This is a genomic window from Acidicapsa ligni, from assembly GCF_025685655.1.
In the GTDB taxonomy this organism is placed as follows: Bacteria; Acidobacteriota; Terriglobia; order Terriglobales; family Acidobacteriaceae; genus Acidicapsa; species Acidicapsa ligni.
In genome coordinates this window covers 848343-871943 of sequence record NZ_JAGSYG010000001.1, presented here as the reverse complement: position 1 = coordinate 871943, position 23601 = coordinate 848343, and the positions used below count along the sequence as shown (strand labels likewise).

At 53.5% G+C, this 23601-nt stretch carries 20 protein-coding genes; 9 read left to right on the top strand and 11 right to left on the bottom strand.

What is annotated here, in order from left to right; genetic code table 11:
* Nucleotides 1-2 precede the first annotated feature (2 nt).
* Complete coding sequence (locus OHL19_RS03415; RefSeq protein ID WP_263356181.1) at nt 3-386, top strand: MGMT family protein; 384 nt, start codon at nt 3-5, stop codon at nt 384-386.
* A 41-nt stretch (nt 387-427) separates the two neighbouring features.
* Here OHL19_RS03415 and OHL19_RS03410 read toward each other — a convergent pair whose 3' ends face one another.
* Nucleotides 428-997, bottom strand: coding sequence for a pyridoxamine 5'-phosphate oxidase family protein (locus OHL19_RS03410; protein WP_263356180.1), 570 nt, complete (start codon nt 995-997; stop codon nt 428-430).
* Between the two features lie 282 nt (nt 998-1279).
* On the opposite strand from OHL19_RS03410, the gene OHL19_RS03405 reads away from it, so the two are divergent.
* Together OHL19_RS03405 and OHL19_RS03400 are read left to right on the top strand one after the other, a co-directional pair.
* On the top strand, nt 1280-2770 hold the full coding sequence (locus OHL19_RS03405) for an AlkA N-terminal domain-containing protein (protein WP_263356179.1): 1491 nt from the start codon (nt 1280-1282) through the stop codon (nt 2768-2770).
* 49 nt (nt 2771-2819) lie between these two features.
* A complete protein-coding gene (locus OHL19_RS03400) occupies nt 2820-3326 on the top strand; it encodes a methylated-DNA--[protein]-cysteine S-methyltransferase (protein ID WP_263356178.1) in 507 nt (168 codons plus the stop codon).
* On the opposite strand, the gene OHL19_RS03395 is transcribed toward OHL19_RS03400, so the two are convergent.
* The 6 genes from OHL19_RS03395 to OHL19_RS03370 form a co-directional block, all read right to left on the bottom strand.
* A complete protein-coding gene (locus OHL19_RS03395) occupies nt 3285-4151 on the bottom strand; it encodes an alpha/beta fold hydrolase (RefSeq protein WP_263356177.1) in 867 nt (288 codons plus the stop codon). The two genes, OHL19_RS03400 and OHL19_RS03395, sit on opposite strands and share 42 nt — an antisense overlap.
* A gap of 203 nt (nt 4152-4354) precedes the next feature.
* Nucleotides 4355-9340 carry a beta strand repeat-containing protein gene (locus tag OHL19_RS03390; RefSeq protein WP_263356176.1) on the bottom strand — a complete coding sequence of 1662 codons (4986 nt, stop codon included), beginning with the start codon at nt 9338-9340 and terminating at the stop codon, nt 4355-4357.
* A gap of 425 nt (nt 9341-9765) precedes the next feature.
* Nucleotides 9766-10950 carry a dipeptidase gene (locus OHL19_RS03385; protein ID WP_263356175.1) on the bottom strand — a complete coding sequence of 395 codons (1185 nt, stop codon included), beginning with the start codon at nt 10948-10950 and terminating at the stop codon, nt 9766-9768.
* 252 nt (nt 10951-11202) lie between these two features.
* The gene (locus OHL19_RS03380; protein WP_263356174.1) at nt 11203-11613 is read right to left on the bottom strand and encodes a metallophosphoesterase family protein; all 411 of its coding nucleotides are present in this window, start codon (nt 11611-11613) and stop codon (nt 11203-11205) included.
* A gap of 5 nt (nt 11614-11618) precedes the next feature.
* A complete protein-coding gene (locus OHL19_RS03375) occupies nt 11619-11948 on the bottom strand; it encodes a metallophosphoesterase family protein (RefSeq protein ID WP_263356173.1) in 330 nt (109 codons plus the stop codon).
* A 10-nt stretch (nt 11949-11958) separates the two neighbouring features.
* Complete coding sequence (locus OHL19_RS03370; RefSeq protein ID WP_263356172.1) at nt 11959-12582, bottom strand: TetR/AcrR family transcriptional regulator; 624 nt, start codon at nt 12580-12582, stop codon at nt 11959-11961.
* 168 nt (nt 12583-12750) lie between these two features.
* Between OHL19_RS03370 and OHL19_RS03365 the strand changes: the two genes are divergently transcribed.
* A complete protein-coding gene (locus OHL19_RS03365; protein WP_263356171.1) occupies nt 12751-13794 on the top strand; it encodes an aldo/keto reductase in 1044 nt (347 codons plus the stop codon).
* A gap of 441 nt (nt 13795-14235) precedes the next feature.
* Here the strand turns inward: OHL19_RS03365 and OHL19_RS03360 are convergent, their stop codons facing one another.
* On the bottom strand, nt 14236-14535 hold the full coding sequence (locus OHL19_RS03360; RefSeq protein ID WP_263356170.1) for a hypothetical protein: 300 nt from the start codon (nt 14533-14535) through the stop codon (nt 14236-14238).
* 2064 nt (nt 14536-16599) lie between these two features.
* Nucleotides 16600-18288, bottom strand: a complete 1689-nt coding sequence (locus OHL19_RS03355; RefSeq protein WP_263356169.1) for an LVIVD repeat-containing protein — start codon at nt 18286-18288, stop codon at nt 16600-16602.
* Between the two features lie 550 nt (nt 18289-18838).
* Here OHL19_RS03355 and OHL19_RS03350 point away from each other — a divergent pair.
* The 5 genes from OHL19_RS03350 to OHL19_RS03330 all read left to right on the top strand — a co-directional run bounded on the left by OHL19_RS03350 (nt 18839) and on the right by OHL19_RS03330 (nt 22434).
* The gene (locus tag OHL19_RS03350; RefSeq protein ID WP_263356168.1) at nt 18839-19960 is read left to right on the top strand and encodes a replication initiator protein A; all 1122 of its coding nucleotides are present in this window, start codon (nt 18839-18841) and stop codon (nt 19958-19960) included.
* A 318-nt stretch (nt 19961-20278) separates the two neighbouring features.
* Nucleotides 20279-20551 (top strand): nucleotide-binding protein, encoded by a 273-nt coding sequence (locus OHL19_RS03345; protein ID WP_263356167.1) that lies wholly within the window; start codon nt 20279-20281, stop codon nt 20549-20551.
* Complete coding sequence (locus tag OHL19_RS03340) at nt 20548-20991, top strand: P-loop NTPase family protein (RefSeq protein ID WP_263356166.1); 444 nt, start codon at nt 20548-20550, stop codon at nt 20989-20991. Before OHL19_RS03345 ends, OHL19_RS03340 begins: the two co-directional genes overlap by 4 nt.
* The gene (locus OHL19_RS03335) at nt 20988-21320 is read left to right on the top strand and encodes a hypothetical protein (protein WP_263356165.1); all 333 of its coding nucleotides are present in this window, start codon (nt 20988-20990) and stop codon (nt 21318-21320) included. Before OHL19_RS03340 ends, OHL19_RS03335 begins: the two co-directional genes overlap by 4 nt.
* 34 nt (nt 21321-21354) lie before the next feature.
* On the top strand, nt 21355-22434 hold the full coding sequence (locus OHL19_RS03330; protein WP_263356164.1) for a hypothetical protein: 1080 nt from the start codon (nt 21355-21357) through the stop codon (nt 22432-22434).
* Nucleotides 22435-22494: 60 nt separating this feature from the next.
* Here OHL19_RS03330 and OHL19_RS03325 read toward each other — a convergent pair whose 3' ends face one another.
* Entirely contained in the window at nt 22495-22863 is a 369-nt protein-coding gene (locus tag OHL19_RS03325) for a DUF6876 family protein (RefSeq protein WP_263356163.1), read from the bottom strand.
* Nucleotides 22864-23100: 237 nt separating this feature from the next.
* Nucleotides 23101-23421, bottom strand: a complete 321-nt coding sequence (locus OHL19_RS03320; RefSeq protein ID WP_263356162.1) for a helix-turn-helix domain-containing protein — start codon at nt 23419-23421, stop codon at nt 23101-23103.
* Nucleotides 23422-23601: the final 180 nt, after the last annotated feature.

The window sequence follows — 23601 nt, the reverse complement described above, 5'->3', positions numbered from 1 at the left end:
CCATGGCTATATCTGAAAACGACCCCGGCGCCAGGTCCAGGCTGAAGCGGCAGCTCATCAGAGATGGAATAAAGCCGAACGACGATCGCGACGCTGCGTTTCGTCGAGTCATACGCTCTATTCCTAAAGGCAGGGTGAGCACGTACGGCAGAGTTGCCGCGGCAGCAGGTTATCCGCTCTATCATCGAGCCGTAGCGCGCCTGCTGCGGGTCGAGCCTCTCTCCCTGCCGTGGCAACGCGTAGTAGGCATAGGCGGAGAGATTAAATTACGCGGTGAGGCTGCAGCCGAGCAACGCCTGCGTCTGCAAATGGAGGGTGTCAAATTTCGCGGCCGACGTGTCGACATGGAAGAGTACGAACACGCGTTAAGACCGTGGGATAGCTAGGAACCTGGGATAGCTAAGACCCGTAGGATGACTGCGAATAGTCATCCGGCATCCTCTTTTTCCAGCGCATCCAACTCTTCCAGCGTGAAACGCGGCGTGATATGTTGCGGACAATTCCAATCGAACGCCTCAATCTGAATCACCATCGCTCGCTCCGGCAACGAGTTCTTTTCCTCTGTCTGCAGCTTGCGAATCAGCGCTTGAGATTCCTCGTCTCCCTCGGAAATCCTGGCTCTGCCATAGATCTTGAGGCGCTGCTGCTCCACGTAGTCCATCAGAAAAAGACAAACCCGATCATCGTGCAGGAGGTTGCCAACACTGATGTACTGCTTATTCCCGCGAAGATCTGCGAACCCAATCGTCTTGTCATCCAGCACACGTAGAAACCCTTTCGGGCCGCCGCGAAACTGGATATAAGGCCAGCCCGTCTCACTCACCGTAGCCATGTAAAAACCATCTCTGCCACTGATAAAAGTTCGCTCGTATGGCCCAAGACGATCTCCAGGCTCACCAAACTCCTCGACTCGGTGATATTGCCGGCGACTCCCGTGAAGCTCCTGCAGCTTCTTCACATGCGGCGTGAATGCGACTTCTGCAAAGCGACGTCCCATATCCACTCCTGTAGAGCAAGAGACTAGTTACAGATCGAAAAGAACCTTCCAGCAACGGCTATTCCGCTAATTCGACTATGCACGACGTGGTCAATATCGACTGAAACCAGCTTCCCTTCAGTAATACTCCTTTTCCTGCGAAAAGGTTATACGCCCCACCTCGAATACTCATTTACGATGGATCAACCCTGTCTTCCTGCCAGTCTGCCTCTTATTCATCGATTCCACGATGATGTCCGAAAAGCGCGAGTTTTGTACGCCGATCGGTGGGACAATCATCCCATGAGATTGCCTGAGAACAGCGTCTGTTATCGAGCATTGCAGAGCAGGGACGCCCGCTTTGACGGCTTGATCTATGTAGGCGTTCAATCCACGGGCATCTATTGCCGCCCCATCTGCCCCGCGCGAACACCGAAGTTTGAGAACTGCAATTTTTACAGTTCTGCCGCTGCAGCTCAGGAAGCAGGCTTTCGCCCGTGCCTTCGCTGCCGTCCCGAAAGCGCCCCGGATCTCGCCTCCTGGCGCGGCACTTCGAATACGGTTTCACGCGCACTCGCTCTCATTGCCGAAGGTGCTCTTGACGGCGCAGGAGCAAGCGTTGAAAAACTTGCAGCGCGTCTCGGACTAGGCGAGCGGCAGCTTCGGCGCCTCTTCCTGCAACACCTGGGAGCCGCACCCATCTCAGTGGCCCAAACGCGCCGAGTGCTGTTCGCCAAGCAGCTGATCCACGAAACGCAACTGCCCATGACAGAAGTCGCAGCCGCAGCCGGATTCAGCAGCCTGCGACGGTTCAATGAAACCTTCCAGGAACTCTACCATCGTCCTCCAGGCGCACTGCGTCGAAAGACATCCGCAAGTCGCACCGGCAACGAAACCGGGGTGACGTTGCGGATTCAATATCGCCCTCCCTATGACTGGGATTCGATCCTCGCCTTTCTCCAGGCGCGGGCAATTCCAGGCGTCGAATTAGTCGAGAACGGACGCTATCTGCGCACCGTCGACATCGATGGCCTATGTGGAAGCGTTGAGATTGCACATCAGCCGAAGTGGCAGAGTCTCTGCGCCACGATTCGCTTCCCCAATGTGAAATCGCTGCCCGCCATTGTCGCGCGGGTGCGGCGTCTCTTCGATGTAGGAGCAGACATTGAGACGATTGACGCTCACCTCGCGAGCGATCAGTTTCTGGCCCCGCTTGTAGCGCAGCGCCCCGGACTACGCGCCCCCGGCGCATGGGACGGTTTTGAAATCGCGGTGCGTGCCGTGCTCGGCCAGCAGATCAACGTTGCCGCAGCACGCCGGCTCGCCGGACAACTCGTTGCACTGCATGGCAAAGAGTTGCCGATGGAGCAAAGGCATCATCCAGAACTGATCTATGCCTTCCCCACTCCGCAACGGCTGGCCTCCGCCGCATCACTCGGCCTGGGAATGCCTGCAGCCCGTCAATCCTCACTGAAAGCAGTAGCCGAAGCTACAGTCGCGGATCCGAATCTATTTCGCCCACTCGGCAGTATCGAAGAAACAGTAGAAAGGCTGCGCATGATTCGCGGAATCGGTGATTGGACAGCACAGTACATCGCCCTGCGCGCCATTCGCGAATCGGATGCCTTCCCCGCATCGGACATCGGCCTGCTCCGCAGCGCAGAGGCCATCAAAGGAGAGAAGCTTACCGCAGCTCACCTATTGGATCGTGCGCGCTCCTGGCGTCCCTGGCGCGCTTACGCAGCACAACATCTCTGGGCCGCGGACCCGGCGAAGCAGCCCCGGCAAATCTGAGAATGCCGTCAGCAACGGAGCAACAAAATCGCCCCTGAAAGGAAAGACTATGAAACTGGTCTATAAATTCATGAACTCTCCCGTAGGAAAGCTAAAACTTGTAGCAAGCGACAAGGGTCTCGTTGCCATTCTCTGGCAGGATGACAACCCGCGCCGAGTGCGGCTCGGGGAACTTGTCGAGGACGAGAAGCATTCCGTTCTTCGCGAAACAGAACGTCAGCTTGAGGAGTACTTCGCAGGAAAACGAAAGACGTTTTCGCTCTCACTCGACATGCGAGGAACTCCATTTCAAAACAACGTCTGGGAAGCTCTTCTGGCCATTCCATTCGGTGAAACGAGAAGCTATGGACAACTGGCAAAGCAGTTGGGAACTCCCAATGCCTCGCGAGCTGTAGGCGCAGCCAATGGCAGAAATCCGATTTCGATCATAGTCCCATGCCATCGCGTAATCGGAGCCACGGGCAAACTAACAGGATTCGCAGGCGGCCTCGACACCAAGGCACATCTACTAGAGTTAGAGGCCGGAAACAGCAGCTTGCTGAAGATGCCTCGATGAGAACGCGCCACCATCCGCACTTGTGCGGAGCTTTCTGACAAACGCAACCATCTCGATATTGAACTGCTCTGGCCTTTGCAGCGGCGCGAAATGACTCACGCCGCTTAGAAAGACAAACTCCGCATTTGGAATATTTCGCGCGAGATACTCCGCATGTCCACGCTCGATAAATTCATCGAACTCACTCTGTACGATCGCGACCGGCACACTGATCTTCGCGAGATCATGCGCAGAAAAATCAGGCTGCGTCCGCTGCATCAGGGTAAGGTCCGCGACGAAGTCTTTGAAGCGCTCCGGTGTTGCTGATAACTCGGCATAATCCTTCGTATGTCGCGCGAAGCATCGGTCCAAAGTCGGAGTAGCTTCAAACGGCTTAACGCCACTCGGGTCCATGTTGCATGCAAAAAAGAACACGCCCGCAACGCGCGAAGGAGCCTTATCCGCAAGAACTAACGCGGTACACGCTCCATCGCTCCAGCCCACCAGGACTGCCCGTTCAAGATGCAACGCATCCATCACAGCCAGCATATCGGATGCCATCAATTCATACGAAAACGGCCGCGCATCCCGCGTACTGCGACCATGCCCGCGGCTATCTATCAGGATGGCACGATAGCCATTCTCAATCAGCGCTGTAACCTGATAACCCCAATTGCCACTGTGGCCGAGACCACCATGCAGCAGAATCACAGGAGCGCCGGAGCCGTAAGACGCATACCAGATCCTGGCTCCATCCTGTTCGACATACCCCTGCTCCTTTGCAACAGGCAACGGAGCAGCGCCATCAACCTCAAATCTTCTAAGCTCGTCATCCTGTACATTCATTCTTATCTCCATCAATTGACTTCGCTCGCTAAAAGCCTTTCCCCACAGTCATCGCGAAGAGAGAAACGAAGTACTCCGAACAGAGACTACAGCGAACTGTGCTTTTGTAACAGAACAGCCCATGATCGAGAAAGTAAGAAGTGCCGACAAAATTATCTGCAAGCCCAGTACGCTCCGGTTGCAGAGTCGTAATGGGCTAAGTGTTATTGCACCGCGACCGTCATGTTGATTGAGGCTGTAATCTGCGAATTCACCGAATCGGTTCCAGTTACGGTGAAAGTGTAAGTGCCTGCCGTTGTGGCTGGCGTTGTTTGCCCGCCTCCGCCGCAACCAATGACTCCAGCAGCAGACAGGAGCAACAGCACGGCAAGCATGGACATCCACCTGCGCCGCCGTGCTGGGATGCCCCATACAAAGATCGCGGCGAGTGCAGCCCCTCCACCACCAAGCCAGCGTAGCGTTCCGGCTGAGTGTAAAAGGGCAATCGCACTTGCAGCCGTCGTTGTCACGGAGAGTGTAGCGGTGGCTTTGCCGCCGGAAGCCAAAGTCACGCTCGCAGGATTAATGCTGCAGGTAGGCAGACTTCGAGCTCCCGACGGCGAAGCGGTGAGAGCACAAGCAAGGTTCAAGGTTCCCGTATATGTGCTGCTGGCACTGAAATTGATGGTGGAAGAGGTAGATCCCCCCGGCGCGACAGATGCTGGCTGCGTCGCCGAGACCGCCATCTGTTGAACGGCGATGCTGGCCGTACCGGAAGCGGCAGCGTAGATCGCGTCACCGGAATACGAAACCGTGACGTTGTTATTTCCTGCGCTGAGCGTATTCGCGGAAATGGTGAAGGTGGCGGTTCCACTGGCCAGGGCTTTATTGGCTGTGTAATTGGCAACCGCGAGGGAAACGGTACCGGTCGGCTCAGGTTGGCCACTCGGACCCGCAACGGAAACAGCAATGGTAACCACTTGCGTGTTGATGATCGTCGTTGCGGAGGGAGTGACTGTTACAGCCGCTTTCGATGCACCTATGGGCACAGTAACGACAACGGTCGACGATTGCGATGCACCGTTGTAGATATTCGCATCGGTACTGTTGGGCGTATAGGTGGCAACGAGGGTGTCCGTTCCGGCAGGCAGCGTGTTAGCAGGAATCGAGATGGTAGCCGCGCCTGCATTGAGTATGGTGGCGGCAGAGCTATAGGTGCCACTGGTAAGGACAACCGATCCGGCGGGAGTGGTATTGCCGCTGGGAGCGAACGCAGACACGCTTACGGCTACAGTGAGTGCCTGTGCGGTGGTGATGGTTGAAGCGGAGGGCGTAACTTTAACGGTGGGCGTAATATTTGAACCCTGAAGGTTCAGGGTATAGGTTACCTGTGCGGTATCGGAGGGTTGATATCCGGCTTTAGTGGCATAAGCCTGAATGGTTTCACTGCCGTTCTTATTGAGTGGAATGGGGCCGGTATACTGCGTCAAGCCAGCGTTAACAACTCCGTATGCACTGTAATAGATCGTGGCACCGGGAACCGACTCGGTAATTGTGATTTCCTGTGCGGAAGAATACGAGCCCACAGCGGGGGAGAACGTCAGCGGGTCAAGTCCTGTAATGAGTGCGACGGTACTGGATACGCTGGCAGGATAGTTGCTGTCGCCCGAATAGCGTGCATCCACATTGTGCGTCCCTGCACCCACGGGCGCCACACCATTCACAGTTGCAGTTGCCATCGCGGATTGTTCTGTCAAAAAGATGGACGCAGTGTTTTCGCTATCAACCGTCACCGATAAATCTGCGAAGCCATCCTGATTGAAGTCCCCGCTTACGAGGCCAGTCAGATAGAAGGATGGAGGGCTTGATGAATCTGCGTTGCCCTGAGTGACGGTAAATGTACCATCTCCTGCACCAAGAAAAAATGTGACGGTAGGGTCAATGCTGGCCACCCCTGCCAGATCGAGCTTGCCATCATGATTAAAGTCCCCGATGTGAAGCTGCGAGCCTGCTCCCAACAATGGGCTGCCCGCTGCCTGGTTGAATGTTCCGTCGCCATTCCCAAGGTACACGGACACGCCCCCATCTGATCCGGCTGCCAAGTCGAGTATGCCGTCTCCGTTGAGATCGCTCACCACGGCGGATTTTGCAAAAGAGTCGGTCGAAATGGGCGCTTCTGCGACGGTAAATGTTCCGTCCCCTTTACCAAAAAGTACAGTGGTCGCGGAAGGATCGAAGTAATCCGACACTATGAGATCAGGGATGTTATCGCCATTGAAGTCTCCGACGGCTATCATGCCTAGCCCTCGATTCACTTCAGGATTTGTCGCAGTGGCAGTAAACATACCATCCCCGTTTCCTAAAAGGATGGAAACCCCGCCGTAAATATAGTTGCCGACGATGCCCAAATCGAGCTTACCGTCCCCATTAAAATCAGCGACGGCTATGGAGGGCTCAATCACATCACCTCCGTTTTGCTGAGGAAGGACGACGGCACTCGCAGTCGATGCCGTAAATGTTCCATCCCCCTTACCCAGAAGTGGAATGATCGTGGAACTTGCGGGGGAGGGCAAATCAAAACTGGTCAGCAAGAGAATGTCTGTCTTACCATCGCTATTAAAATCCCCGGCCATCATGTACACCACAAATGTGGATGCCGGCACCTGGGACGTCGGGCCAACGGTGAACGTTCCATCCCCTTTTCCCAAAAGAATGTTGATCGAGAAATCCTCGTCGTCATAGATGCTGCTGTTACCAAGGAATGCCAGATCCAGTATGCCGTCTCCGTTGAAGTCCCCTGCTACCTCAGAAACCAGGTATTTGCTTGCGGCAGGCGTCTGCACAACCTTGAAACCCACACTACTGGTTGCCGGCCCAAGAGTAGCCGTCGCCAGCGTGGTATTTCCAAAGTTGGTATCGATGAACGAAACTTTTCCAGTAGGCAGCGCGGGACCGCCATAACCGATCACTGTGGCCAGCAAAGAATAGTCCCCGGAAAACCCATTCAATGTAGTGCTCGTCGAGTCCGAGTAAACCGGGCTGGGAGCAGGTCCGACAGTCAGAGTCACGGCTGCGGACGAGCTGACAGCTCCATAACCGTTCTGAACGAAGACGGCCTTGTAGTTGTTCACGCCCGGCACCGGAACAAACTTCAGCGTCGCTGTCCCGTTGGCGGACAGGGATGCTGTACCAAGCAGACGGATATCCGTGCATGATCCAGACGCCTGGCAGAAATTTACCTGGCCTGCAGCAACTGGGGTGACACCGGCATTTACGCTCGCTGTAAGCGTCACTACTGTTCCAGGTGCGACAGAAGAAGTAACTGCGCCACCTGACGTCAGGGTCAGGCTGGTCGTCGTCGCAGGCGGCATACCCCACAAAGGGAGAGTCCCAGAGGTGCTTGTAGTAAAGTTGCTGTCCCCAGCATAAGAAGCATCCGTCTGGTGTAGGCCGGCGGGCAGTGTTACGTCAGCCGACACGGTCGCTGTCTCCGTCGGTTCTGTCAAATACAGCATGAACGGGCCGCCGTAATTTCCACCAACCATGATGTCGGAATATCCATCTCCGTTGAGGTCTCCGACGCCAACCGTCACAGTATAGGGAGAGCCCATACCTGTGACGACTGGATAGCTTCCGCCGAATGATCCCTTGCCTGTGTTTAAGAGAACAGTCGCGTTGCCATTTCCATCAGCCAGGACTACATCGGGAATTCCATCCCGGTTGAAATCCGCAACCTGAATCCACGTGACGTTGGTTGAATCCGTACTCGTGCCAGAAGCTGATGAATTGAAAGACCCGTCCCCGTTGCCGGTGAACACGGTGACCGACTCAGGGATGCCATTCGCACCACCCGTCGCCATGACCAGATCAAGTTTGCCATCCAAATTGAAGTCGGCCCCAGCAATCTGAGTACCGTACGTTCCTGAATTTATCGTGCCGGCAGTCGTAAATGTGCCGTCTCCATTACCAAGCTGAATGGTGATTGTGTTGCTATAGTAATCAGCGATTGCCAGATCCGTTTTGCCATCCGCATTAAAATCTCCTGCTACAACGCCCGAAGGAAGCCCGGAGATCGAAGCAGCAGCAGCAGGCGTAAACGTGCCGTCCCCATTACTCAAAAGGATGGCGATTGTAGAATCGTCATTGTCGGTTACCAGCAAATCCGCGATGCCATCTCCGTTGAAGTCCGCAGCCACAATTTGCGAGACCTCCACGCCGACGGAGGGTGACACGTTCACCACCACGGGCGCGAGAAAGGTTCCATCTCCCTTCCCGAGCAAAATCGAAATTGAATCTGAGGTATACATGGCCACGCCCAGGTCTGGAATACCGTCCCCATTAAAATCGGCGATGACTATCGGGCCTGTCTCTAGCCCCGCTATCGGAGGCACTGGAGCTTCCGTGTATCCCCCATTCGCATTGGCCAGATAGACCTGAGCTGGGTTTGCGTTCATTACCAGGTCCGGAAGGCCATCTCCATTGAGATCGGCCGCGAGTTCAAAGGTGCTGTCATAGATTCCATTGATTGAATTTGGGTTCGGCCAGCCGATTCCGGTGACTGCTGCTCCCAATGTCTGAGTTGCCAAAACCGAGTTCCCATTGCTTGTATCCAGAAACGAAACAGTCCCAGTGGGCGCGATTGTTCGTCCTGCTTCCGTAACAGTTGCCGTGAGCGAGTAATTGCCCCATGACCCAGTCTCGGCAACCATAGTCGTAGTCGCGGTCGGTCCGGGCGTACCTGTCACCTTGAGCGCCGATGCGGCTGATGCGCTGCTGGAATACGAGTTCGTCCCGAGAAACTCTGCCTTATAACTGTAGGCCCCGATGCCCGCTCGCAATTTCAGGATTGCCGTTCCTGCCTTCGTAACCTGGGCCGTCCCGAGCAGATTGATGTCTGTGCAGGAGGCCGCCGATCCATTACAAAAATTCACCTGTCCCTGCGTCAGTGCAGCTCCCGCCGCGTTAACGGTCGCAGTCAGCGTAAAGACGGTTCCACTTGAGACAGTCGTCGCCGCTCCGTTTGCCGTGGTTATCGCAAGGGTAGTGGAGGTTGCGGTCTTCGCCTGGGCAGACGCGCAAAAGCCGCAGAGCAGAGCCACAATGCCGAGGGTGGCCAGTGTTTTTCGTGCTTGGCCAATCCTGTTAGCTACAGTTGAACGAGTAATCGAGAACGAAGGAAGACAAAACGAGAACCTGAATAGGTATGTCACGGCAGCAGAACTCCAGCGAGCTTTAAATCATCGAACCGATCTGTTTGCTCCTGATAAGGCAAACTGCGGCCCATGGCAGAATCTGGAGCACCACACCTTAGAGGCGTCCGAATCCAAGTTTTTCAAGGGTAACGCTAGAACTTTAGCATGAGGTAACAGTGGTTACCCTGGAGAAAAGGCGCGGCTCTAAAGATTCCCGATAACTCCAGGTTACTCACAAGCCATCGAATAAACCAAAAAAACGCGCCTGTATCGATTACCTGCATGGATTAAAAGATCGACAATATATCGCCGTAACTTCTGAGCTTTTCACACACGAGAAAGCGAACTCCGAATCGTCCCAAATCGAACCCCCGAAGCTTTCAGCACACCGTCGGTTCGCCAGGCATCCGTAGTATGAACGAAGGCTTGCTTTGCGCAGCAGTCTACGCGCTCAAGGCGTGGCCAGCCGTAACCTTGTCAAAGACGCGGCAGAAGTTTCCGCCCCCAACTTTACCTATATCATCAGGCGTGAAACCCTGGCGCAGCATCTCCCCGACAACAGCGCTGAAAAAACCTCCCGTCAGGTTCGGATAGGCCCTGTTGCTGCCCTGGCCGACGCGGGAGGAGAGCAGATCTGTGTCGGTGCCAATACCGACGTGGTCGATGCCCACCGCGTCCACCATCGCCTTGATGCTTTCCACGAAATCGGCCAGCGAGTCGGCCAAGTGCGTCCACACGCCGATTACACCTCCGGCTTCAGTCACAGCCTTCGCATGCTCTTTACTTATCAACAGCGGCTTCATCCTATCCGCCATATTTGGATCCGAGGTTTTTCTACTGACGAGACTCGTGTGGGAGACAATAACCGGCTGCGTAGATACCTTCAAGGCGCCAAGTATCGTCTCGTAACTCGCGTGAGCAAGGTCCACCACGATCCCCAATCGGTTGCACTCTTTTATGACCTGCGCACCAAACGCTGTCAAGCCACCAAGGTGCGCGGGGACCGTGTTTACATCGCCCAATGGCGACACCAGGTCGTCTCGCTCATGCAGCAGTTGAAGGTGCCGCAGACCACGTTTATACACTTCCTCCACTCGCTCCAGGTGCCCCTCGAGAAACTGCGCTCCTTCAACTGTTTGAATGATCGTTGGTCGCTGATGGTCGTGGGCGTATTGCAGGTCCTTCAGATTCAATGCGCGGTGAATGTGTCCCTTTTCCAACTGCGCATCGATCGCCGCAAGCCACTGGAGGAACTTCTCTCGCGCATCGCCAGGCTTGCCCTTTGGCACAAAATCCATCACATAGCTGGCGCAGACGGCGGTAAATCCTGACCGCTTCAACTCTTCTGCCAGAGAAAGATTGAGCCCCTGCTGTTGCTCCTCCTGCGGTCGCGGCTGATCCTGCTCCCGATGCGGTTCCGTTCCCGCGGGATAGACGTGGTTATGCATGTCGATGCCGATGGTCCTGGACAGGATAGACAGGATCTGCGCAGCTCGCAGGTCCGCCTCATCAGCAGCCGCACTCAACCATGCCGGCCCAAGCAGCATCGCTCCACCAGCACCTGCCGCGGTCGTCAGAAACTCTCGCCGGGAAAGACCGGAAGAGAGACTGGAACAAATGTTCTTCATCACGCTGATAGTAGCAAATCACTACCACTTTGGCTCAGCCGTAAGATCATTGAGAGTCTTCAAGGCATTCACCGTGTAAGCCGCGACATGCGCGCCCCGTTCCACACTGAATCGGCGCCAGGCCGGACATCTCCTCGCCATCGCATTTAGGCAACGCGAACTCACTCGTTCCAACCCATGCTTGTTCGATACGAATACTGTCGAGCTTCGAGATCACAAGTTCGTCACAGTGCTTTAGCGCGACTGGCCTGGTCATGTAGCGCCTGTTAAAAAATCGGCATAGAAGTCAGGAATAGAGCTTTCGCGGATCGCCTTGATTGTGCGTTCCCGGTCATAAGAAACACGAAAGATTTCTGCCTCTACTCCAGCATTGCGAACAGTCAGGATTGCAAACGCCGCTTCCCTCGATAACTCTTTGGACCGGCCAACAGACCCAACATTCACCAGCAATCCCGCGCCTCCTGCAAGAGTTCGTGTATACGGGATATGCGTATGCCCCATCACGAGTACATCAGCGCCCGTTGCCTGAAACATGCTTCGTGCATCTTCCTCGGGATGGTCTTCGTAGATGTATTCATCCAGGCTTCGAGTGCTTGCGTGAACGAACTGAAGACTCAGTGGATGCTCGACAGGACCGAACGATAACCTTATGCTCGCAGGCAAGCTCGCTAGAAAAGATTTGTTAGCCGCCGTAACCGCGCTTCGGCTCCACTCGATCGCCTGTACCCTGGCACTCTGCTCTTCGAGCCCATCTTTGCGAGCGGCATTACTTCGATGCCATGAGCAATTCTTTCATCGTGATTCCCCATCAGCGTACCGATGTTTCTTGAGCGAATAACTTCGATGACCTCATTTGGCCATGGCGCAAAATCGACAAGATCACCCAGGCACAGAATGACATCAGGGTGGCTTGAATCAATGGCTTTCAATACTGCTTCCAGCGCAGGTAGGTTGCCATGCACGTCGCTGAAGACAGCTATTCGATAAGCTTGTTGCATCGCGCCCCTCTTAACTTCTGGATCCGTGCTGAAAAGAGCGCACTTTGGCATTCTTTGCGCGCTTGATCGCGTGCGTTGGCTTCACCGTCTTGTGCACAGACTTAAGCACCTCTTCCGAGAGCGAAGGCTCAATCCGAGCGATGGCTCGGGCCACTGCGACAGCGCCGATTTGAGCCGCCAGAGCAGAGATAGCCAGATGTCTCTTTTGAGCAGCGGGCATCGGGCCTTCTATCAGCATTTCGATTTCGGCTATCGTCTCTTTGAATACACGCGTAAAACTCTCAGCCACTGCAGTCCCTTGCCGCGCAATCTCACTTGCGGATGCAGTCATCGGGCATCCCTCTGCCAGCGTATCGATGCGCTCTGTCGAGAACATCGCATTGAGACGTTTCTCAAACGTCTGCTTCCGATTCCCTCGCGAATCCAGCTTGTTCGCCGCCGCATATTTGAATGCCTCCGCGGCGAGCGCCTCTTTCGAAGGGAAATGTTTATAGAGTGCTCCGTGAGTGAGTCCTGCTTCCTTCGCGATATCGGCGACACCCACACCATCGATCCCTTTCTCACGAAACAAGCGGCTGGCCGCCTGTAGAAGTGAGTCCCGGTTGAGTGCTGTCTGTTCTTTAGAAACAAACACTTTATGAACTCCTTGAAAAACCTGTCTATATTCTTGGTTGTAATCGCAATCAATGTCAAGTAGATTGTAGATGCAATCAAGGTTGACGGATTAACTGCAACCGGCATTGTTCTTATCCTGCGCCCTATAAGGGACGTGGCATCAATGAGCAGCAAAGATGGAGTCAACATGGAATTTGCAAAGTTCGGTACCACCGGTCTGACAGTCTCTCGCATCTGCATTGGAACAGGATCATTCGGCAAACAAACAGAGGAAGCAGAGTCATACAGAATTCTCGATAAAGCAACTGAGGCAGGCGTGAACTTTATCGACACTGCAGACCTTTATCCACCAGGCGGAGTGCTCGGCAGCGGTGCCTCAGAGGTCATCACGGGTCGCTGGCTCAGCAACAAGCGCGATCAATTCTTTCTCGGAACAAAAGGCGGCGGCCCAATGGGTTTTGCGTCGTGGGACAAGGGCAACTCGCGGAAGCATCTCCTGTCTGCGATTGAAGGGTCGTTGCGCCGCCTCAATACAGATTATGTTGACCTCTACTCCCTGCACCTCGATGACTTTGCGACCCCGCTCGAAGAAACCGTCGAGGCCATGGATGCAATCGTTCGCTCAGGCAAGGCGCGCTATATCGGCGTATCGAATCTGCTGGCTTACCGCCTCGCACGAGCACTCGGCCTTCAGGATGCACGGAAGCTCGCGCGATTCGTCTGCATCCAGCCACGCTACAATCTGCTGTTTCGCGAAGTTGAGCGTGAACTTTTCCGATTGACGCAGGAAGAAACAATCGCCGTCACTCCGTACAATCCACTCGCCGGAGGACTTCTGACCGGAAAATATAAACACGGCATAGCCCCAGAAAAAGGCCGCTTCTCAAACGAGCTCGGTGGAGTTGGGAAAAAGTATTCTGGCTGGTATTGGGACGAACGAAAATTCGAAACCGTTGGAAAGATTCAGGAGATCGCCGACCAACAAAAAGTTCCCATCACGACTCTATGCACAGCGTGGCTGATGGCAAATCCTGTCGTCACCTCAGTGATTGTAGGCCCCAGCCGGTTTGAGCACCTGGCCGACTCGCTGGCCGCAGCAGACTACAAACTCGACAGCACCTTGAAAGCACAACTCGACGAGATCAGCATCGAGCACCGCAGAGGCGACATAGAGACCGAACAACCGCAATCCAATGCCTCAGTAATGCCGACTCAGTCATCGTCCAAATAAGTGCAGGAACCTATCCGTTTGCGGATCACAAGTAGTAAGTCGGTTTGCAAACAGCATTTCACAAACAACATTCCGGCTCTGAGCTTTTGCTCTAGCCCTTGGCCCTTGACGTTGGCGTTGGCGTTGACGTTGCCCTTGCAGTTCTGTCTGTCACTCCCGAAGGGAATCTGCTGTTAGCCTTTGCTGTTGCCTTTGCCGTTGCTGTTGCTGTTGCCCTTGCTTTTCTAGCTGTCATTCCCGAAGGGAATCTGATTCTCCCTTCTTCACAGAAGAACAATTCCCCAAACTAACCCAATACCGGCCCACGATGTCACTAGACGCACAACCGCCTCAAGGAGCTCCTCGATAATTTCCACCTCAGTATTCACGACGGAGCAGAACACAGATAGGAGTTGCGGGCCAGCCCATAACCGGAATCGTAACCGGCCCGCAAAAATCGAATCAGGCCTTCGCAGAAGCCGACGGAAGCTTCGCAAGAAAGGAAAGTCCCAAAGCCTGAAGCAACTGTGCCTGTACCGCATCAGAGGAAGCATTGATGACATCTGCACCCATCGATTGGCCAACAACTACGCGTGCAGGCCTCGTCCCTGCTGGCTGTGCGACGAGTTTCGCGATGGCCACCGCAACATCATGCGGATTCGGCGCACTCTCTCCCTTGAAGGAATCGGCGATCGTCTCCGCGATTTTCGTAGGAATTCCGCCGAGTTCACCATAAGCCGCAATGCGGCGGTCGGCCCACATCACTGCGCTCTCCTGGTGGTCTAAATCGAAGAGCGCATCGCGTTCCCAACGCTATAGCTTGATTGACGGCAAGTGTGGTCTTGCCGACACCGCCTTTTTGAGCCACTAGCGCGATGGTCTCCACAAGTTCAATCCTTTAATGTTGCAGTTCTTCAAGATTGCAGAGGTTCATACTTGCACATATTTCGTGGCACATTTGCAAGGTAGTTTTCCCAACACGGATATCAAGTTAGTAAACGTGTAAGTGAATGAATCTCGGTGACTGCCCGCATCTAGACGAGACAAGGATTAGCGGGAAGTGAGCCTAGTTTGAGGGAATCCGGGTGGTATCGGCCCGATGAAATAAATATTTGTGGTTGGGTATAGCGGATATGGAACGGCATCAAACTGTAGCCCCTGACCCACTCTTTTAACCCCATTGAACACGGTAGTCCCGCCATAACCACTTTGGTCGCTAATCGTGACCCAAGCAGTTGTCGAAAAGTTAGATGTTGCCACCCAAGTGCCGATTTGCGTTTGAAAAGCGAGGGGGCCATCGCAAACCAACCAATCGTCCTTGGAATCGTATCCTTTGAGGTAATAATTTGCCGGACACATGTGTTGAGTGTTTCCCGCTGCGTCCTTCGACACTCCATCTGTCGCTTTTTGAACTATCGTGTTGACAGCCCCTTCCGCACCAAAAGCTACAACTCGCTGGCAATACAAGCTTGTGTGTGCCAGATTGACGCCGGTTATACCATACCCAGGGAAACAATCCTGAATACCCACTCCGGAGAAAAATTCTCCCATGATCTGGGGAGGTTTATTCATATAGGAAAAGTTCTTGATAGGCTGGGCAAACCAAGGAACCATACCTGGAGGAACGGATCTAATAGGGTGAACCGGTTGGACAGGTGGCAGGACGAGAGATGCGCTGTAAGCACCTCCACAAATGGAGCCTGTCGTCGAATTCGTGGAATGCGGATTCACTGTGAGATTATGAGGCGCACAGCTTCCACCTATACCAAGGGGAGACATCTGAAAATTAACGGTGACGGATTGACTGCCTGAGTTCCTAAAGTCGAAGAAGACGAACGCGCCATCCGTGTGTGTGCCGGTGCTCATCACACTACATCCATTTCCAGAACAATTTAATGTCTGGGCCTCACCATGTAGAGAGGCGGACAAGAGCAACACAATTCCTAAAGCACTGACTAAGGGCACAACGCGAATCAATCTCAATCTTAAGCACCGCCGATTTGGGTTAGCTGCAGATATGTGGTTGTTCAATTTATGGAGCCAAAAAATTAGGGGACGGCCACAACTGGCGCTATATCGTTGAACTCTTGAGTCCATGCCGAGTAGGTTCCGGGTGATGCGGGGTTGCTTGCAACACGGTGGTACAGGAATAAGTCGAAATTGAATGGTCCGGCAGTAGCTCCTGCACCTATCCTGCTGTTGAAAGCGAAACCACCATTTGCCTCAGCTGGCTCTTGATCACCGATGATCACTTAGAGAGACATTGCATAAGACTTTGTGTTCTTGATAGTTATCGTCATCGATCATTCCTCCTGGGCTCATTCTCAAAAGTTGACATTCAAGTGATGGAACGTGCTTCACGCACATGAGCAAACCGCTCGCTAAGTTAACAAAAAGTTGAAGTATGTTGGACTATAGCACAATCCAGTTACGAACCTGCTTTCTGGGCGAGACCCCGGTAATTGCTCTTCTGGGATCGGGTGCCTTTGGTTTCCTATTACTGATTGACAGCTTGCGCTACAGAAACACAGTCCGCGTCTTCAAGCGAGACGCAACCCTTCGTGCCAATTAGAATGAATTGGAATGAAAACGCGGACTGGTGAGTTAGTAAGTTGTTGAAAGAGTGGTGGCCAGAGACGGGATCGAACCGCCGACGCCGGCCTTTTCAGGGCCACCTACCGGTATCTCTAAGTCGTTCGGAATCAGCGGAAGTTGTTGCAAAGAAGCGCCTTACGAAAATTCGCTTTAGGATCGCGTGGGACAGTTTGGGCTGATTTAGGGCCTACGATGTACGTTGTGGGTACGTTGGTTCCGCAAAAGGACACCTCAGAAGCTGCAGACCTGTCCCTGAACGGGTTCATAAACGGCCAGAGGCGATCTCGTTGAGCTCATGACAAGTAAATAAGATTTGCCGCGAAAAGGAACAATCGTCGGTGGGTACGAAATATTTTCTTTCGGCAAATTAGCTATTCCCGGAAGGCTGTTGAGATCAATTTCCGCTGAGATCGTTTTAACGTACGCCCGATGCTGGGGACCGAGTTGGGGTGCTATCGAAAACAGGACGGTTTGACCATCAACCGAAACGGAGCCAGTCGAGGTTTCCAAATCAATGAGCCCGAGAGTTCCCCGAAGCCTGAAATTCTCGGTCACGTAATCACAAACATCTTTGGCGTTCGCACGAACCGCCGAGAAATCGAACGACATCGCCTCCTGGTATCCGCAGCCAGAACGGTAAGCTTCGTCCTCACACGCCGTACTCGTGAACAGAGTACCGGTATCCGGATTCGAAAGCGTAACGGGCTTCAGAGGTTCAGGATCGTGACCGATGAGACGCCGGTAATTGGCAAAGCTTCTTCGCGATTTATCCCAAAAGACGGCTTTTGCGAAGTCCGTGGAAGCCGGAAAGACCGCGTCCAAAGCAAAAGCCCCGAGCAAAGCTGCAGCTTCTGCAGAAGCCGGATCTGATTGAACCGCTTTCGTCATAATCATGGCAGCTCGTTCGGGTGAGTGAAACCCATAGGCCTGCATGTACCACCGGGAATATTCCGTGAGGATCTTAGTGCGTTCTTTGTCGCCTATGCCTCTAAGACCACCTGAGATCAAAACATCGATACCGGCACCGTCCAAATACGATACGGCTTCTTGGATATGAGCCTGCTCAACCCAAGAGCGAGAATCACTCGCGACAGCGGCACTCGCTTCCCTAAAAGTTCTTCGCAATCGTCGCTCGGTCACCGGAATCGGCTTTGTCGAGTAAATCAGCAGTTGGAAGTCTTTATGTACAAGTATTGAACGAACATCGGGTGTCATTCTGCCAAAACAGACACTCCTGTCGCCCGGCTTGAACTTCTGGATCAATACAGGGGTGGCAGATGTTGATCGGGTCCATATCGAGCACTCGTTCATGAGCGAGTTGACGGTTAGCGCATAGGGCCCGAAAGAATCGGTGATGAGCTGATCCTCGATGTGCTCAAATTCATGTGGCGGTATATGTTGCATTGAAACTGGGGCAGGGACATCAGTATGCCGCGTAACATCATGGTAGATGTCGTCATCCGTCTTGATCACATTGCCGTCAGGCGAGATGCTATCTCCCATGAGCACAGTTATCTTTTGGATCCGGTCGATCTCCGATAAAAGTCCCGGCGTTTTTATATCAAATACAGCGACGTCACGGGTCCAGTCAGTGTGCGGCGCATCCGTCGGATTGAGCCACGAAATAAACAAATGTTGGCCGACGACGAGTGCACCGAGAATAACGTGGGGACCGAGCCTCTTCTCAAGTATGAGGCGCGGAGCTTTGACGTTCGAGAAGTCATAAACCGCCAAGCCGGAGTCCAAGAGCGAGAGCCCGTCATGATAAGCGGTTTCATGGTTGTCCCATACGAAAAAGACAAATTGCCGATCTTCAGAAATCGCCGCTTGCGATCCGTGATCACCCCCTGCTCCTTCTGGGATCGCATGATCAATAAGTGAGAGTAAACGATCATCATGGATTTCAGCGTGGGCTAGCAATGGCAGCGCTATCAAGAACGATATAAGCAGTAGTCGCGATGCCACAGATTGCACGAACCTGTGGAGAGATAGGTAACGGAACGGTGGCATGGGGTTCAACTAGCGTTCTATCAAAAGCTTTTTCATCGACTTCAGCTCGGCAATAATACCCGCCTCTGTCCTTCTTAAATGTAAGCACCAAGAAACAGAAGGCAAAAATTACCGGGCAGTATTGATTCAGACCCCTGCCCTCTTTCCTACTGCCCTTCTGCGTTGTCTTCGATGAGGGCTGTACAAGTCCGAGTGTCAGTCAGCACAGTTACAACAAGTAGTGCAGACTGGTTGGTGTTAGAGAAGTTAGAGTCTGTGTTAAGTAGTGTTACGCCTGTGAAAATTACCTCTAAGCGGCTGGCCTGCTTTATGGAATCCTGAGCTTTGAAACCTGAAAGCACGAATTTACGTACCTAAAAGCACGAATCTCCGCCCTGTCACCTAAAAGCACGAATCTCTGCCCCGTCACCTGAAAGCACGAATCTCTTGACGCGACACCTAAAAGCACGAATGTAGGTGGATGGCTGCTGATTCCACGAAACCAGATGACCACCTTCTACCCGCGAAACACGCGAATGGAGATCTCTTCATCTGCGACGTGGCTGATGCTGCCCTCAAAGACCTCATCCCCCAGATGGAGCATCCTTTCTTCTCACTTTCGAAGCAGAAGGATACCGAGATTCGGAAGTATGAGCATAACGGAAACTGGCTTGAGATCGTGCCGAGCGTTAAAGGGCTTGCGACGATCTACGACAAGGACATCCTGATCTACTGCATTTCGCAGATCATGGAAAAACTGAAGCGACAGGAAAAGGTCAGTCAGCGGGTCAAAATCACGAGTTACGATTTGCTGATCTTCACAAATCGGGGCACCTCGGGTCGCGATTATGAGCGTCTGGTCGAAGCTATTGACCGACTTGCAGGCACCCGCATTACAACCAATATCCGGACTGGCGACGAGGAACAACGCGACAGCTTTGGGCTCATCGATGCTGCTGCCATACGCCGCAAGCATGGTCTCGATGGTCGCCTCCTATGGGTCGAGATCAAGCTATCGGACTGGGTATTCAACGCCATTCGCGGGCAGGAAGTCCTGACCTTGCACCGGGATTATTTCCGGCTCGGCAAGCCTTTAGAGCGCCGCGTGTATGAGCTGGCGCGAAAGCATTGCGGTCGGCAGAGTACATGGCAGATCTCGCTTGAGACGCTGCTCAAGAAATCCGGCTCACAAAGCTCCCTCAATCGCTTTCGGCAGCATTTGAAAGAAATCGCTCTCCATGACCATCTGCCGGATTACCGGCTGGTCTTCGATGAAGAGAAAGACATGGTCATTTTCTTCAATCGCGATAACAAATGGGTCGAGCGGCCCCTGCCCTCTTCACCCGATGATGAGACGCTTCCTCCTCTATCCACGGAAGCCTATGAAGATGCACGAGAGGCCGCACCCGGTTATGACATCCACTCTCTCGAACGTGAGTGGCGCGAATGGTGGGCTGCAGGTGGGAAACAGACTCTTGTAGATCCTCCTGCTGCCTTTGTAGGGTTTTGCCGGAGACGCCATAAGCTGGCACCCATCCGGCGCGACCACGGCGAAGACACCGTTGAGCCCCCTGCCCGTTCCTCAAAACGGCGAGCGCGATAAATGGCCGTGGAGGCGCTAATCATCGATCAGCCAGATGAGGCTGCACTCATGGTTAATTCGCTCTCCCCTGCCCTTCCTGCGCATTCCTCTGGGGATTACAACCCTCGATCTCTGCCCAATATATCCGCCCCAAAGCCATTTCGCGGCCAAATATCGTCTTTCGGAAAGCTTTCGGAATTCCTTTTGAATTCCATCGGGATGCAGATAGCTATCGGATATCCAACATCTTTCGGATGGCTAACGGAATTCAAAGGGATACTAACTTGAATTCTGAAAGCTATCTGGTATCTTTCGCGGGTTGATTCGGAGGAGGGGACCATGCCGACAATTGCATTCGTATCGCCGAAGGGAGGCGTGGGCAAAACCACCTCGGCCTTCCTGTTCTCGACGGCCATTGCCGAAATCTATGACATTACCCTCATCGATGCTGACCCCAATCATCCCATAAAGACCTGGGCCGAAGGCGGCAATACCCCAAAGCGCATGACCATCGTCTCGGACGCCGACGAAGACAGATCATCGAACGTATCGAAGACGCGGCATCGACAACACCGTTTGTCGTTGTTGATCTCGAAGGCACAGCATCAATGACGGTAATGAAAGCGCTTTCACAAGCTGACTTCGTTGTTATCCCGACGCAAGGCTCGCAGCTCGATGCGAATGAAGCGAGCAGGGCGATCCGCGTTGTCATGCAGGGTCAGAAGATGACGGGCAGGGCGATCCCCTATGCTGTTCTTCTTACGCGCACAAATTCTTCCATCCGCACCCGTGGCCTCGCGCATATCCAGAACGGCCTTATCGATGCTGGTATTCCTGTGCTCGAAACGGAACTCAACGAACGCGATGCGTTCAAAGCTGTATTCGCGTTCCGCCAAACCCTCGACGGTCTCAATCCAAAAGAAGTTCCCAATCTCGACAAGGCAAAGCTCAACGTCCTCAGATTTGTGGAGGAGGTATTCCAGCGCCTTTCAGCGGAGGAGGGCGGTAGGAAAGATAATCAGCAAACATCGAACGTAGCAGGTGCCGCATGAATGAGCGCGTCAATCCGTTTGCGATTTTGAAAGAGGCTCCCGCTTTCACGACAAAGCCGAAGCCCGAGAAACCTGTCGAGACAGAAGCGCTCGCGCAAGTCGCCGAAGACAACAACTTCACAAGCCGCCAAGCGCCGAAGCCCGCCAAGAAAGCTGAGCGCCGCAAGCCTCGCATTCATCGCACAGGCCGCAATGTGCAGTTCAATACAAAGGCAACGCCTGAAACGGTCGCAAGATTCTACAAGCTTGCCGATGAGAAGAAAGTCACGCTTGGCGAGTTGTTCGAAATGGCTATTGATGCTCTGGAGAGAGAAGGGGCGGAGAGCTAATCGCGGTCACATCTCGGTGGGTTAAATTGATCGAATGAGCTTTTGTATCTTTTGCGGTGCTCCACCTTCGGCCAAAACCCGCGAGCACGTCATCCCACAATGGCTTTTGAAACTGACCGGTGATCCCAAGCGGAATGCAAATTTAGGCCGCGATTGGATGTCGCCAGATTTCAAGCAACGGATCTACGCCTGGAGCGCCTTCACCTTTCCGGCTTGCGATGCGTGCAACGGGAAATGGTCAGCATTGGAGGCGAGAGTCAAAATCATCGTCGAGGGAATGCTCGCTTCCGAGCCGTTGTCAGCGCAAGATTTTTACGTGTTCCTTGACTGGATTGATAAGGTCCGCACCGGGCTGTGGCTCGGCATGATTTATCTCAACAAGAACTACCGGGGAGTCATTCCGCAATTTCACATTGACGATAGGGTCGCTCAAAAAGATCGTGGCTTATTGATTTTCGAGACAGACGATTCACTAGAGGGAATAGCGCTAGGAGGGATCGACAGCCCGATCTTTCACTCATCACCGAGCGTATTTTTCCTCGGAATCAACCGGTTTTACTTCATGTCGCTGTCATCTGATTTTCTTCTAGCGCGACGGATGGGATGGCCTTTTGTATCGTCGCGCCGGTTCGTTGATATCGACACTGACGGATTCAGCGCGGAGATGGATGCGGGTACACAACGAATTGAAACTCCGGTATTGCCGTCCCTGCCTTCCTCGGTCGGAACGGTCCTCCTGCAGCCCATTGCCCACCAATATCTAAGGCGGTCCAATCCAGACGAATTTCGCAAGGTGTTTCTCAATGACTATGTAAAGGCCTCCTCGATTGACGATGAGAGCGGGATTGGTCGTTTACTCATTGGCAATGATGCCCCGACCTTATACCCGACCGAAAAGTCAGATCTTTGGATACCGAAGATGAAATATGAGCGGTATGCACTTGCGTCAGATATCGGCTTGTGGAGCGCAGAGCTGCAGCGTGATTTGTATCGAAATCAGCCCGATTATTCGCATTTTTCTGACGCCGACCGTGAGTATCGCTCACGCGAAATTGAGGGAATTCTGAAAATTCATGACCTCATCATCAATCACCTTCGTAACGGTGGACTGTAAGAGATAAATGGAAGCCATATGAAGCCCGCGCCGGGTCTACCGGCGCGGGTATGGCAGCAGCTAGCGTTCACTTGGCAGGTAAAGCACGTTGTTTTCGAAGAAAAGCCTGATGGTATCGAGTGGGAAGTCTGTGTATTCGATGTGTTGCGTGTAAACGATGTTGTCGTTGCCATCACCGCAAATAAGGGAAGCCGTCCGGTCTTCTCTGACTTTAAGATCCCAGACCTGGAACTCTTCGGCAGATACGCTCTTTTCGAAGCGCTGCGCGAGGGCGATTGCATCGATCAGCCAGTAAGCCCCGGCTTCGTCGGCGACGAACTTTGCACCGTCGGTGAAAAGCATCTGGCGGTTGATCGGGTGCCGATAGCAGTTCTCAGAGCCGGTGAATTGACGAAGATTGGAGTCGGTGAGTTTAGATGTGTTCTTCATCTTGTGCCTCTCTCGTTTGAGTGACCCCCACAGCGGGGGCGAGAAAGGGCACGTCACGCCGTCGCAATTGAGCGCGGCTGTCATAGCTTGTTGGGGGGACCGGAACCGATAGGGCAGGGGGAGCCAAGAAGCGTCATTGACTGCAAGCGGCGACGGCTACAGTGCCTTTGCCCCGCAGAGATCGGGGGCAGTAGGAAGGAGAGGCAGTGATGTTGAGCGCCCGAGCCGAGGCGATGGCTAAGCGTCGAGAGTCGAAATCCCTGAGAGCACAACGGACTCTCGGTCCGGAAACTCTGCGACAAGGGATAGGGTTCCGCCCATAGCTTCAATTGAGCGCCGGAGGGTGGAGATGTACATGTCGGTCCGCCTCTCGATCTCTGAAATCTGCTTTTGAGCAATGCCGAGACTTTTCGCCATTCGGGTCTGGGTTAGCGCACGAGCGCGACGTAACTCTTTGAGGGTCATTTGTTCGGCGATGAGGATGGCTGTGCGTTTTTCGATCTTGCGTCGACGCGTTGCCGGAAGAGACTTGATGATGTCGTTGACGTTTCTGGACATAATCTATTCCCCTTCTTTCTTGGTGCGTCTCGCGATATATACCTTCCAAGGTATATATCATCAGGTCTACAAGAATCAATATGCATTGTGTATCGATACATCTGAAGGTTCTCGAAGCTCTTTAAAAGCGAATGGTGCTTGCCACGGATTTAGAAAAAGTAGTACATTTTTTCTAAATGG